This window comes from Streptomyces acidiscabies, assembly GCF_020010905.1.
GTDB lineage: Bacteria > Actinomycetota > Actinomycetes > Streptomycetales > Streptomycetaceae > Streptomyces > Streptomyces acidiscabies.
In genome coordinates this window covers 1,280,586-1,293,302 of the sequence record NZ_JAGJBY010000001.1, presented here as the reverse complement: position 1 = coordinate 1,293,302, position 12,717 = coordinate 1,280,586, and the positions used below count along the sequence as shown (strand labels likewise).

The window sequence follows — 12,717 nt, the reverse complement described above, 5'->3', positions numbered from 1 at the left end:
GTCCCCCGGATCCCCCCTCCGACTCCCCCGTGGAGTGGAACACCTGTCCGGCTACTCCCCCGTGAGTCGCCGGACAGGTTCAACGACTTCAGCCGTTCCCCCCGGTCCGGCCGTTCGTTGGTAAGAGCATGTCAGAGGCCGATAAACGTTCCATGAACGTCGGCTTCCACATCGCGGGTACTACCTCTTGAGTACCCCCTACGCCGCCACCGACAGCTTCAGCAGCCCCCGTACCTCCTCCGCCTCCGGCGCCCTCAACTCCTCGTAGATCCCCAGCGCTTCGGCCCAGCACACGTGCGCCCGCCCCGCCTGCCCCAGCCCGCTCAGCGCCCGCCCGAGGACCGTGAGGACCAGCCCCCGGCGCCACTCCCCGCCGATGCCGCGCAGCGCGGTGAGCGCGAGGTCGGCGTTGGCTGCGGCCTGCGCGGGACGGCACGCGGCGAGGTCGACCTCGGCGAGCCGGAAGAGCGTCATGCCCTCCCACAGCCGCTGCCGGCTGTCGCGGAACACGTCGAGCGCGTCCCGCAGGATGTCCGCGGCCGTGGTGAGCAGCCCGCTCTCGGTGAGCGCGAGCCCCAGCGCGTACCGCCCGTTGGCGCCGCGCAGGGCGTTGCCGGTCCGGTCGTAGATGCCGATGCCCTGGTGCGCCAGCGTCACCGCGCTCTCCACCCGCCCGGTCGCGAGGTGGATACGGGAGAGGTTGCACAGGACGCTCGCCTCGCCCGCCCTGTTCTCGTTGGCGCGGAAGTTGTCGAACGCGACCGTGAGATGCCGCTCGCCCTCCTCGTGCCGCCCCTGGTAAAGGGCGATGATTCCGCGGGTGTTGGGCGCCCAGCAGCGCGGTACGGGGTCGTCGGCGTCCTCGGTGACCCGCAGCGCCTCGACGGCCGCGGCGTCGGCCCGGTCGAAGCGCCCCGCGACGAGGTGGACGTCCGTGAGGGTGATCAGCGCCCGCCCGAGCGCATGCGGGTCACCGGCCGAACGGGCCTGCTGGAGCGCCTCGTTGGCGGCCACCTCGTACTCGCGCGCGTTGGCCCCGGACTCGGCGAGGTCCTTGGCGACCCACAACAGGTCGACGGCGCGGCGCAGTCGGCCGTCCCCGATGGACTGCCGTACGCAGGACAGCAGCGCGCCCGCCTCGGCGTACAGCCAGTCCTGCGCGTCGTGCCGGTCCTCGAAGTGCAGCCCGGGATAAGCGGTTTCCTCCAGTTGCTCCACGAGCCGGTCGCCGGGCCGCTCGATCGCGTACACCCCGGCGGCCGTCGCGAGGTAGAAGTCGAGGAGCCGGGTGAGCGCCGACTCCCGTTCGGAGGAGGGGAGTTCGTCACGCTCCGCGCATGCGCGCGCGTAGAGCCGGACCAGGTCGTGGAAGCGGTAGCGGCCGGGCGCCGCAGACTCCAGGAGCGAGGTGTCGACGAGGGACTCCAGCAGGTCCTCGGTGTCGTCGGGCGGCAGGTCCAGGACGGCGGCTGCGGCGGCGAGGGAGATGTCCGGTCCGTCGGCGAGGCCGAGGAGGCGGAAGGCGCGGGCCTGTGCGGGCTCCAACTGCCCGTAGCCCAGCTCGAATGTTGCCTTCACGGCAAGGTCCCCGGCCTGGAGCTCGTCCAACCTCCGTCTCTCGTCGGCGAGTTTGTCCGCGAGGACCGACACCGTCCAGGTACGGCGGGCGGCGAGCCGGGAGGCGGCGATACGGATCGCGAGCGGCAGGAAGCCGCACGCGGCGACGACGTCGAGCGCCGACTCCCGTTCGGACGCGACGCGTTCGGCGCCGACGATGCGCGTGAAGAGCGCGAGCGCCTCGTGCGGCGCCATCACGTCGAGGTCGACGAGGTGCGCGCCCGCGACGTCCACCATCCGCGTGCGGGAGGTGACGAGCGCCGCGCAGCCGGCCGTACCGGGCAGCAACGGCCGTACCTGGGCGGCGTCCCGGGCGTTGTCGAGGAGGACCAGGACGCGGCGGCCGTCGAGCAGCGAGCGGAACAGCGCCGAGCGCTCCTGGAGGGAGTCGGGGATCGCGGGGTCGGCGGTGCCGAGGGCGCGCAGGAACGCGCCGAGGGCGGCCTGGGGTTCGACGGGGCGGGGGCTCGTGCCCTGGAGGTCGACGTACAACTGGCCGTCGGGGAAGGCGGATCGGGCCTGGTGGGCGACGTGCACGGCGAGCGTCGTCTTGCCGACGCCGCCGATCCCGGCGACGGCGGAGACGGCCATCACCCGGTTCTCGTCGCCGCTCTCCGCGACGAGCGCTTCGCCCAGTTCGCGGGCGAGGTTCTCCCGTCCGGTGAAATCCGTTACCGATGCGGGGAGTTGAGCGGGCAGAATGCGGACGACGGGGGTTTCGGCGGCCGGTGCCTCGGGTTCGGCGAGCGCGGGGTCGGCGCGCAGGATGCGTTCCTGGAGTTCGCGCAGACCGGAGCGGGGGTCGACGCCGAGTTCCTCCGCGAGCAGGCGGCGGGTGTCGGCGTACACGGCAAGTGCCTCCGCCTGGCGGCCACTTCGGTACAGGGCGAGCATGAGCAGCTCGCGCAGGCGTTCCCTGAGGGGGTGTTCGGCGGTGAGGGAGGTCAACTCCGAGACGGCTTCGGCATGTCGGCCGAGTTCGAGGTCCAGATCGAGCCGGTTCTCGATGAGTTGGAGGCGCAGTTCCTCCAACCGGACGCGCTGGGACTCCGCGTAGGGCCCGGGTACGCCCGCGAGCGTCTCGCCCTCCCACAGGCCGAGCGCGTGGTCGAGGCGGTCCCGCGCGGCGCGTACGTCGCCCGCCGCCCAGGCTTTCTCCGCGTCCTCGGACAGGGTCCGCGCCGCCGTGAGGTCGAGCCCGACGGCGCCGCCGGGGTCCCGCAGCGCGTAGCCTCCGGCGTCGCTGACCAGCATCCGCGAGGTCAGGACCTTCCGCAGCCGCGACACGTACGTCCGCAGCGCGGCCAGCGCCTGGGAGGGCGGGTCCTCGCCCCACACCGCGTCGATCAGCTCGGCGGCGGTCACCGTGCGGCCCTCGCGCAGCAGCAACGTCGCGAGTACGGCGCGCTGTTGGGGGGACCCGGTGGGCAGCGGAACGTCGTCCCGCCAGGCTCGTACCGGTCCGAGCACACCGAACCTCAGTCCCGCCACGTCCTCGGCCCGCGTGGGGTCGTGGCGTTCCTGTCTCGGCACGCGCGGTACTCGGTCGTCCATCGAGGTCTCCCTGGGCGCTCCCTGTTGACCTGCCCAGTTTGCCTTGCTGGCACGGGACCCGTCAGCAACGGGAAACACCGAGTACACGACGGCACACGGGAGTACACAGATCCCTCACGCACTCTCCACAACGGCGGAGGCCGTGGAGCAAACGGCAGCAATCGTTTTCAGCAACCCCGACTTCAACTCCGCAGCTGCCCCTTGACCACTTTCCCGCTCGCATTCCGGGGCAACTCGCCCACGAATTCCACCACTCGGGGAACCTTGTAGTTCGCCATCTCGCGCCGCGCCCAGGCGATCAGGTCGTCCCCGGTCGCCACGGCGCCGGTCCGCCGGACGACGTACGCCTTGCCGACCTCTCCAAGGCGGGCGTCCGGTATGCCGACGACGGCGACGTCCGCGACGGCCGGATGCAGCCCCAGGAGTTGCTCTATCTCGGCCGGATACGCGTTGAAACCGCCGACGATGAACATGTCCTTGATCCGGTCGGTGATCCGCAGGTTCCCGGACTCATCCAGTACCCCTACATCTCCGGTACGCAGCCAGCCGTCCGGCGTGACCGCCTCCCGGGTCGCCGCGTCCTCCCCGTAGTACCCGAGCATGACGTTGAACCCCCGTACCAGCACCTCCCCCGGTTCCCCGGACGGCAGTGCCCGCCCCGCCGCGTCCACCACCCGGACCTCGGTCCCGGGGATCGCCCGCCCCGACGTCGTCGCGATCACCTCGGGCTCGTCGCCGCGCCGGCACATCGTGACGATGCCGCTCGCCTCGGACAGCCCGTACGCGGTCAGCACGGTCGCCACGCCCAGCTCGTCCCGCAGCCGCTCGACGAGCCTGAGGGGGACGACGGCCGCGCCCGTCACCACCAGCCGCAGCGAGGACAGGTCGTACGACGCCCGCGCGGGGTGGTCCAGGAGCGACTGGTGGAGCGTGGGCGGGCCGGGCAGGACGGTGACGTGCTCCGCCGCGATGTTCGCCAGCGCGGTCGTCACGTCGAACACCGGCTGCGGGATCATCGTCGCGCCCCGCGTCAGGCAGGCGATCACCCCGGCCTTGTAGCCGAACGTGTGGAAGAAGGGGTTCACGATCAGATACCGGTCCCCCTCACGCAGCCCCGCCAGCTCGCTCCAGGCGTCGTAGCCGCGCAGGGTCTGTTCGTGGGTGATCACGGCACCCTTGGGGCTACCCGTAGTACCTGAGGTGTAGATGATGTCGGAGGGGGAGGACCCCGTAATACCTGTAGTACCCACAGTCCCCGTAGTCCCCGTAGCCCCCGTAATACCTACGGCCGCCCCCTCCCGTACCTCGCCCCCACCGGCCAGGAAGTCCTTCCACGTCCGGAACCCCTCCGGCGCGTCCTCCGCCAGTACTACGACCTCCCGCAGCTCCGGCACCCCCGGCAACGGCCCCTCCCCCGCCCCGTCCCCCGCGGCCCTCCGCAGCGAAGCCACGTACGACGTCCCCAGGAACGTCCCCGTCACGAACAGCAGCCGCGCCCCGCTCCTGCGCAGCACGTCCGCCGCCTCACCCCCCTTGAACCGCGTGTTCAACGGCACCAGCACCCCGCCCGCCGACACCGCCCCGAGCGCCGCGACGATCCACTCCAGCGAGTTCGGCGCCCAGATCCCCACCCGGTCCCCGGCCCGCACCCCGGACGCGGCACAGGCAGCCGCCGCCCGCTCCACCCGGGCTCCCAACTCCCGGTAGGAGATCCGGACCCGCCCGTCCACCACCGCCTCGGCCTCCCCGTACTTCTCGGCCGACCAGCGCACCAGCTCGGGAATGCTGCGCCACTCCATGCCCTGTCCCTCCCTGCCCTGCCGCTCCATGCACGGCCCCCGACGATCCGGGAGCCAGTAGCTGACGACCCGTCAGATTAGCGATAACCTGACGCTCTGTCAGCAGGTCTGATCGGAGGGGGACATGGCCGGACTCAAGGACGCGACAGCCATCGTCGGCATAGGCCAGACACCGTTCGCCAAACACCTCCCGGAGGACGAGAGAACCCTCGCCTGCCGGGCCGTCCTCGCCGCCCTGGACGACGCGGGCATCACCCCCGCCGAGGTCGACGCGGTCGCCTCGTTCACGATGGAGGAGACGGACGAGGTCGAACTCGCGAAGGCGGTCGGCTTCGGCGACCTCACGTTCTTCGCCAAGTCCCCGTACGGCGGCGGAGGTTCGTGCGCGACAGTCGCCCATCTGGCCACCGCGATAGCCGCAGGACAGGCGAGCGTCGGTGTCGCCTGGCGCTCCCGCAAACGCGGCAGCGGCCCCCGCCCCTGGACGAACACGACGGCCCAACTCCCCACCCCCGCCCAGTGGACGCGCCCCTTCGGCCTGCTCCGCCCCGCCGACGAGATCGCGATGCTGGCCCGCCGCCACATGCACGAGTACGGCACGACCCGCGACCACCTCTTCAACGTCGCCCTGGCCTGCCGCAACCGTGCGAACCAGAACCCGGCCGCGATCATGTACGACCGCCCGCTGACCCGCGAGATGTACATGACCTCGCGCTGGATCAGCGAACCCCTCTGCCTGTTCGACAACTGCCTTGAGACGGACGGGGCGTTGGCCTGTGTCGTCGTCTCGGCGGAACGCGCCCGCGACTGCCGCCGCACCCCGGTCTACATCCACTCCGCCGCGCAGGGCCTGCCCGCCCAGCACCACGGCATGGTCAACTACTGGAACGACGACCCGCTCACCGGCCCCTCCTGGGCGACGGCCCGACACCTGTGGAAACACGCCGACTTCACCCCGGCGGACGTCCAAGTCGCCCAGATCTACGACGCGTTCACCCCGCTCGTCCCCCTCTCCCTGGAGGGCTACGGATTCTGCGGGCGCGGCGAGGGCGGCGCGTTCACCGAGGGCGGCGCGCTGGAACTCGGCGGACGGCTCCCGGTCAACACGGGCGGCGGCGGCCTCTCGGAGGCGTACGTGCACGGCTTCAACCTCATCAACGAGGGCGTGAAACAGCTCCGGGGAACCAGCACCGCACAGGTCCCCGACGCCTCGACCTGCCTCGTCACGGCGGGCGAGGGAGTCCCCACCTCTGCGCTGCTGCTCAGGACGTGAAGAACCGACCGAGGACCTGAAGAGCCAACCGCGCACGTCCACCCAGGACTTGAGGAGTCCGGCCATGCTGACCCCGCTGCACGACACCGACGGCGCCCCGTTCTGGCAGTACGCGGCCCGGGGCGAACTCCGCGTCCAGGCCTGCGCCCAGTGCGCCGAGCCCCGCTTCCCGCCCCGCCCCTGCTGCCCGAACTGCCAGTCGTTCGCGTCGACTTGGCAGCTCACGTCGGGAAGGGGACGCATCTGGTCGTACGTGATCCCCCACCCGCCCCTCCTCCCCGACTACGCCGCCCAGGCCCCCTACAACGTCGCCCTGGTCGAACTCGACGACGCCCCCCGCATCCGCCTCGTCGGCAACGTCGTCACCCACCCCGGCGCCCCCCTCAACTCCCTTGCCCCGGACCGGATCCGGATCGGCGCCCGCGTCCAGGCCGTGTTCCCGGACGGCGGCCTCCCGCAGTGGGTGCTGGCGTGACGCCCCGCCTCGACACCGACAAGGAGACCGGCGTCGCGGTCGTCACGCTCGACCGGCCGGAGAAGCTCAACGCGATCGACGTCCCGACCGCCCGCCAACTCTCCGAGATCTGGCGCCAGTTGCGGTTCGACGACACCGTACGGGCGATCGTCCTCACCGGCTCCGGCACCCGCGCCTTCTCCACCGGCCTCGACCGCGACGCCGTCGTCCCGCAGCCCAACTCCCCCTATATGCAGGACGATCCGCTCCTGCGCATCGGCCCCAAGTCCAACGACCTGTGGAAACCGGTGATCGCCGCCGTCGAGGGAATGGCGTGCGGCGGCGCTTTCTACCTGCTGGGCGAGAGCGAGTTCGTCGTGGCGGGGGAAGGCGCCGAGTTCTTCGATCCGCACACGACGTACGGAATGGTCAGCGCGTACGAGTCGGTGCTGATGGCGCAGCGCATGCCGTACGGGGAGGTCGCACGGATGATGCTGATGGGAACGGCGGAGCGGATCTCCGCGCGGCGCGCGTACGAGGTCGGACTCGTCTCCGAACTCGCGGAAACCGGGCGGGCGTTGGCGGTCGCGGTGGAAAGGGCGCAGGTCATCGCCGGGTATCCGCCGGAGGGGGTGCAGGGGACGGTCCGCGCGCTGTGGTCGGCCCGGGAGGCGGCGCAGGCTCACGGATTCGCGCAGGCCCCGCATTTGATCTCGCTGGGAAATCTGCCGGACGACCGGCAGGCACAACTTTTCACAAAAAGAACTCAGAATTTCCGGATTCGCTGAGCAATTACCGGAAAGGCGACCCGGAATACACGGGGCGCCGCATTTCCGTCCGGAACACCCTCATAAAATAGCCCGCATGATCCAGCACCGCACCATAGAAGTGAACGGCATCTCCCTCCACATCGCCGAGTCCGGCACCGAAGGCCCGCTGGTGGTCCTGCTGCACGGCTTCCCCGAGTCCTGGCACTCCTGGCGCCACCAGTTCGCCCCGCTCGTCGCGGCCGGTTTCCGCGTCGTCGCCCCGGACCAGCGCGGCTACGGCGCCTCGGACCGCCCGGACGACGTGAACGCGTACAGCATCCTGCACCTCGTCGGCGACGTCGTCGGCCTCATCCACGCGCTCGGCGAGGAGACCGCGTTCGTCGTCGGCCACGACTGGGGTGCGCCGGTCGCCTGGCACACGGCGCTGCTGCGGCCCGACGTGGTGCGCGGGGTCGCGGGGCTCAGCGTGGCCCCGGCGCCGCGCGGCGCCAACCCGCCGCTGGAGGTGGTGAAGGCGGCGTACGACGGCCGCTTCTACTGGACGTACTTCAACCAAGTCGGCCTCGCCGACGAGGAGTTCGGCCGGGACCCGAAAGCCGCGCTGCGGCGCTTCATGTACGCGCACTCAGGCGACGCCCCGGGCGAGCCCGGCATCCACCAGGCCCTGATCGAGCCCGGCACCCCCTGGCTGGACCAGCTGCCCGCCCCCGAGCAACTCCCGGACTGGTTCACCGAGTCGGACCTCGACGAACTGGCCGAGGGCTACGTCAAGGGCTTCACCGGCAGCCTCAACTGGTACCGCAACCTCGACCGCAACTGGGAGCTGACGGCCCCCTTCGCGGGCGCGTCCATCACCACGCCCGCGCTCTTCGTGTACGGCGACCGCGACCCCGTCGCCTACTTCCCGGGCACCCCCGAACTCATCGCCCGCCTCGCGGAGTTGGTCCCGGGCCTGCGCCGCCCGCCGGTCGTACTGCCGGGCTGCGGCCACTGGACCCAGCAGGAACGCCCCGCCGAGGTGAACGAGCTGCTCGTGGAGTTCCTGACCGGCCTGCGGGACGAGTAGGCGTAACTCCTGCGGCGGCAGGGAGAGTTCAGGCCGTCGGGGCGGCGGGCTCGACCTCGCAGCGGTCCACCTGCGCGGCGAGGCCGGCGCTCCCGACGGGAATCCGGACCTCCTCCGTCTTCTTCCCGCCGACGATCTCCTCCGTCACGGGCTCGGCGATCACCGCGCCCCGCGCGTCCAGGAACCTGACGGTGATCTCGAAGGTCTGCACCGACTTGTTGGGGTTGGTGACCTTCACGATCATGTACGGCGCCTTGCGCGTCGCGCACGATACGAGGCTGACGCGGGCGTCCTCGACGACGACCGGCGTGTGCGTGGACGAGCCGGACGAACCCCCGCTGGAGGAGCTGGAGTCGTCGTCGTAGTCCCGGTAGTGCGACCCACCCGACGATCCCCCCGACGTCGACGACGAACTGTCGTGATCCTGCCGGGAGCTGCTGCACCCGCCTCCCCCACCGCCCCCGCTGTGGCTCCCGTGCCCCCGCCCACTGGAGAACCCCGTGAGCGCGAGCACCACCAGCGCCGAGACAGCCGTAAGCCTGAAGACGTACCCCCGTGATCGCATCCGCCCACTCTAGGCAACGCCTGTCACGATCATGCCACCGCCCGTCGACGACATGATCCTCACGCCGGCCGAGCCGTCCCCGTCCCCTTCTCCGCGTCCAGCGCGTACACGCACCGATCCTTGCTGCACGCGTACACGACCCCGTCCCGTACAACCGGAGAGCCAGTGATCTCGCCCCCCGTCGCCAGCTTCCACCGCAACCGCCCGTCATCAGCCTTGAGCGTGTACAGCAGACAGTCGGTCGACCCGAAGTGGATCCGCCCCTCGGCGACGGCGGGCGCCCCCACGATGTCCCCACCGGCCTGGAACCGCCACTTGGGTGTCCCGGTGACCGCGTCGAGCGTGTAGAGCCCCTTCCCGCTCCCCACATGGACATGCCCCGCCGCAACCAGCACAGGGTCGATGGAGGACCGCGCCTCGGTGGCGATCCGCCAGCGGTCGCGCCCGTCGGCGGCGTCGAGGGCGTAGACCGTACCGAGGTAGTCCGCGAGGTAGACCCCGCCCCCCGTGACGGCGGGCCCCGGCACGAAGGCGGGCGGCGACAGGAACGCGGCCGGCGCCTCGAAGTGCCAGCGCACCATCCCGGTGGCGATGTCGACCGACAGCACCCGCGTACCCGCGGAGACGTACACGTTCCCGTCCCCCGAGGGAGTTACGCGTACGGGTACGCCCCCGCAGGAGGCGGCGTCACCGATGGGGTAAGACCATCGCTCCTCACCCGTACGGGCCTCCAGCGCGCGCAGCCTCGCGTCCTGCCAGACGTACACCGTGCCCTCGTGCAGCACGGGCCCCGCCTCGGGGGACTCGAAGTCGGTCTGGCAGCCGCCGATCTCCCACAGCTTCTGCCCGTTGGACGCCTCCCAGCCCTGCGCGCCGCCGCCGCGCGTGCCGGTGACGATCGTGCCGCGCTCGGCCCGCAGGGAGTACACCCAGGCGTCGGCGGGCAGCCGCCACAGGTCGCCGCCCTCGCGGGCGTCGAGGGCGAAGAGGGTCGGCCCGTCGGAGGCGTGGACCCGGCCGTCGGCGACCGCCATCGACCAGGCGACGTCCCGCGTCTTGAACCGGCGCCGCCCGGTCGCGACGTCCAGCGCGTGCACCTCGAAGGAGGTGACGTAGACGAGGTCGCCGTCGACCGAGGGGGTACCCCAGACGTCGTTCGACATACGGAAGCGCCACGGCCGCCAGCCGGCCGGCGTCTCCGGGGAGGCGCTTGGCAGGGCGGGCACACCAGTAACCCCACCCCCAGGTACTACGGGTACGACGGGGTCGGCGCCGTTGGCACCGGGCCGCACCCGCGTCCAGGACCCCGTAAGACCTGGGTCGGGTACGGGGGCCCGTACCGCAGAGGTAGCCCGGATGTCGGAGATCCGCGGCCCGGGACCGATCGGGACGGGCGCACCCGCGAGCCGTACCGGACTGGCGTCGGGCGCCCCCATCGGCGCGGGGAACGGCGCGGGCGAGGCGGGCCTCGGAGGTACTACGGGTACTACGCCCCCACCGGGGACGACGGGGTCGTGCGACGGCGGAGGCGGCAGCGCGGGCCTGCCCCCCAGGTTGACCCCGCCCCCGCTCCGGCCGGAGGGCCCCGCGGGTTTCGGCGGACGCCCGCCCCGGCGGGTCTCGATCATGGTGACGGCCTTCTCCGGCAGCCACGCCGAGGCCGTACCGCTGTCGTCGGACCCGGAGCCGAAGAGATGCGGCGCGAGCTGCGCCTGGAGGTCGGCCGGGTTGGGCCGGGCGGTGGCCTCCATCTGCATGCACGACTCGATGAGCGGCCGGAGTTCGTCCGGCAGCCCCTCCAGGTCGGGCCCTTCCCGCAACAGCATGAAAACGGTTTCTACCGGATTCGCACCGTGGTACGGCGGATGCCCGGTGGCCGCGAAGACGAGCATCGACCCGAGCGAGAAGACGTCACTCGCCCCGGTCACGCTGCGCGAGTCCTTCGCCTGCTCGGGCGACATGTACGCAGGAGTGCCCACGGCCACGTTCGTCATGGTCAGGCGGGTATTGGATACCCCGGAGGCAATACCGAAGTCGATCACCCGGGGGCCGTCCTCGACGACGAGGACGTTCGACGGCTTCAGGTCGCGGTGCACGAGACCCGCGCCGTGGATGGACTGGAGCGCTTCAGCGACCCCCGCCGCCAGCCACCGCACCGCCTGGGCCGGCAGCGGCCCGCAGTCGTTCACTATCTCTTCGAGGGAGGGCGCCGGGACGTACGCGGTCGCCAGCCACGGCACGGCCGCGCGCGGATCGGCGTCCACGACAGCAGCCGTGTAGAAGCCGCTTACTGCGCGTGCCGCCTCGACCTCGCGCGTGAACCGCACGCGGAAGAGCTGGTCCTCGGCGAGTTCCGTCCGCACCGTCTTGATCGCCACGCGCCGGCCCGACGCGGAGCGCGCCAGATAGACCAGCCCCATGCCGCCGGCTCCCAGCCGTCCCAGCACCTCGAACGGCCCGATCCGCCGCGGATCGTGCTGCGTCAGCTGATCCACCACTTGCCTGCCACCTCCCCGTACGGGCCGCGCAAGCCACGTCCTCACGCGACCCCGTGCAGCGTCTCACCACCGCACCGCCATGGCGGCACGCACCCCCGATTGTTCCTGGCCGGGCGGCTGGTTGCGAACCCGGTGAAAAATAGGGTGCTACTTCATCTACCGGAACATTTCTTCCAAATCAACGCCGGATCGCCTTCGAACCGATGTCGATTCAGAGCCTGTGTCACATGCCCGGCCGGGGATGTGACACAGGCTCTCACGCCGGTTCGACGCCGAAACGGCGGTTCTCCCGCTGCAACAACGCGAACGACGCCCCTTGATTGTCCGATACGACGGCGGCGATCCCGTAGGACGTCGGGAACGGCCCGGCCTGGACCCGCCCGCCGAGGCGTACGACGGTCCGTACCGCGACGGCGCAGTCCTCGACGCCGAAGTGGACGACGAAGTGCGGGGGCATCTCGGCGGGGAAGACGTCGGAGACGGGGGCCCGGCCGAAGTCGGGGCGGGCGCCCTCGCCGAAGAGGGCCTCGTGGAAGAGGCCGCCGTAGAACGAGTTCACGGCGTCGATGTCCCGGGCGTACAGCTCGGCCCAGACGAAAGTGCTAGGGGTATGACGTACCCCGAAACCAGGGTGGCGCTCCCCCTGCCAGAGCCCGAAGACGGCGCCCTCGGGGTCGGCGACCAGGGCGGCGGCGCCGAGCCTGCCGACCGGGAAGGGGGCCATCACGACCTGGCCGCCGACGGCGACGATGCGCCCGGCGGTACGGCGGATGTCGGGGGTCGCGAAGTAGACCGTCCACACGGTCGGCATACGACCGTCACCCTTGGGAGCCAGGGCAGCAACCGGTTTCCCGTCTTTTCTGGCCCACAGCGAGCCGCCGTGGTCCATTCCGGGGTCGTCGGGTACATCAAAGGTCCACCCGAAGAGCTCACCGTAGAAACGTTTTCCCGCGTCGAGGTCGGGAAGCTGGGCGTCGACCCAGCAGGGGACGCCCTCTCCGTAACCGCCCGTGTGCGCGGCGGCGCCCTCTCCGTACCCCGATGCCCTGTTTTCGGCCATGCGCCCAAAGTAACGGCGGGACCCGCACCGCGCAGACCAGCGGATGCGCCCCGGGGAGTGG

The 12,717-nt window shown here is 71.3% G+C and carries 9 protein-coding genes; 4 read left to right on the top strand and 5 right to left on the bottom strand.

All coding sequences use genetic code 11. The annotated features are described in order from the left end of the window. Positions 1-198: 198 nt before the first annotated feature. The gene (afsR, locus tag J8M50_RS06245) at positions 199-3,171 is read right to left on the bottom strand and encodes an SARP-family global regulator AfsR (RefSeq protein ID WP_010353321.1); all 2,973 of its coding nucleotides are present in this window, start codon (positions 3,169-3,171) and stop codon (positions 199-201) included. A gap of 182 nt (positions 3,172-3,353) precedes the next feature. After that, the gene (locus J8M50_RS06240) at positions 3,354-4,970 is read right to left on the bottom strand and encodes a FadD3 family acyl-CoA ligase (protein ID WP_010353322.1); all 1,617 of its coding nucleotides are present in this window, start codon (positions 4,968-4,970) and stop codon (positions 3,354-3,356) included. A gap of 124 nt (positions 4,971-5,094) precedes the next feature. Here J8M50_RS06240 and J8M50_RS06235 point away from each other — a divergent pair, with 124 nt between their 5' ends. The 4 genes from J8M50_RS06235 to J8M50_RS06220 all read left to right on the top strand — a co-directional run bounded on the left by J8M50_RS06235 (position 5,095) and on the right by J8M50_RS06220 (position 8,533). After that, positions 5,095-6,243 (top strand): lipid-transfer protein, encoded by a 1,149-nt coding sequence (locus J8M50_RS06235; RefSeq protein WP_010353323.1) that lies wholly within the window; start codon positions 5,095-5,097, stop codon positions 6,241-6,243. Between the two features lie 64 nt (positions 6,244-6,307). Beyond that, the gene (locus tag J8M50_RS06230) at positions 6,308-6,718 is read left to right on the top strand and encodes a Zn-ribbon domain-containing OB-fold protein (RefSeq protein ID WP_010353324.1); all 411 of its coding nucleotides are present in this window, start codon (positions 6,308-6,310) and stop codon (positions 6,716-6,718) included. Beyond that, a complete protein-coding gene (locus J8M50_RS06225) occupies positions 6,715-7,485 on the top strand; it encodes an enoyl-CoA hydratase/isomerase family protein (protein ID WP_010353325.1) in 771 nt (256 codons plus the stop codon). Before J8M50_RS06230 ends, J8M50_RS06225 begins: the two co-directional genes overlap by 4 nt. A 76-nt stretch (positions 7,486-7,561) precedes the next feature. Beyond that, complete coding sequence (locus J8M50_RS06220; protein WP_010353326.1) at positions 7,562-8,533, top strand: alpha/beta fold hydrolase; 972 nt, start codon at positions 7,562-7,564, stop codon at positions 8,531-8,533. 28 nt (positions 8,534-8,561) lie between these two features. Here the strand turns inward: J8M50_RS06220 and J8M50_RS06215 are convergent, their stop codons facing one another. The 3 genes from J8M50_RS06215 to kbpA all read right to left on the bottom strand — a co-directional run bounded on the left by J8M50_RS06215 (position 8,562) and on the right by kbpA (position 12,656). Continuing rightward, entirely contained in the window at positions 8,562-9,098 is a 537-nt protein-coding gene (locus tag J8M50_RS06215; protein WP_040836258.1) for a hypothetical protein, read from the bottom strand. A 59-nt stretch (positions 9,099-9,157) separates the two neighbouring features. Continuing rightward, positions 9,158-11,596, bottom strand: a complete 2,439-nt coding sequence (gene afsK, locus J8M50_RS06210) for a protein serine/threonine kinase AfsK (RefSeq protein ID WP_010353328.1) — start codon at positions 11,594-11,596, stop codon at positions 9,158-9,160. 256 nt (positions 11,597-11,852) lie between these two features. Beyond that, positions 11,853-12,656, bottom strand: coding sequence for an AfsK-binding protein KbpA (kbpA, locus tag J8M50_RS06205; protein ID WP_029183798.1), 804 nt, complete (start codon positions 12,654-12,656; stop codon positions 11,853-11,855). Positions 12,657-12,717 lie beyond the last annotated feature (61 nt).

Excerpts from the sequence above, each read along its gene's own strand:
- afsR (WP_010353321.1), bottom strand. The coding sequence starts at position 3,171 with ATGGACGACCGAGTACCGCGCGTGCCGAGACAGGAACGCCACGACCCC.
- J8M50_RS06240 (WP_010353322.1), bottom strand. The coding sequence starts at position 4,970 with ATGGAGTGGCGCAGCATTCCCGAGCTGGTGCGCTGGTCGGCCGAGAAG.
- J8M50_RS06235 (WP_010353323.1), top strand. The coding sequence starts at position 5,095 with ATGGCCGGACTCAAGGACGCGACAGCCATCGTCGGCATAGGCCAGACA.
- J8M50_RS06230 (WP_010353324.1), top strand. The coding sequence starts at position 6,308 with ATGCTGACCCCGCTGCACGACACCGACGGCGCCCCGTTCTGGCAGTAC.
- J8M50_RS06220 (WP_010353326.1), top strand. The coding sequence starts at position 7,562 with ATGATCCAGCACCGCACCATAGAAGTGAACGGCATCTCCCTCCACATC.
- J8M50_RS06215 (WP_040836258.1), bottom strand. The coding sequence starts at position 9,098 with ATGCGATCACGGGGGTACGTCTTCAGGCTTACGGCTGTCTCGGCGCTG.
- kbpA (WP_029183798.1), bottom strand. The coding sequence starts at position 12,656 with ATGGCCGAAAACAGGGCATCGGGGTACGGAGAGGGCGCCGCCGCGCAC.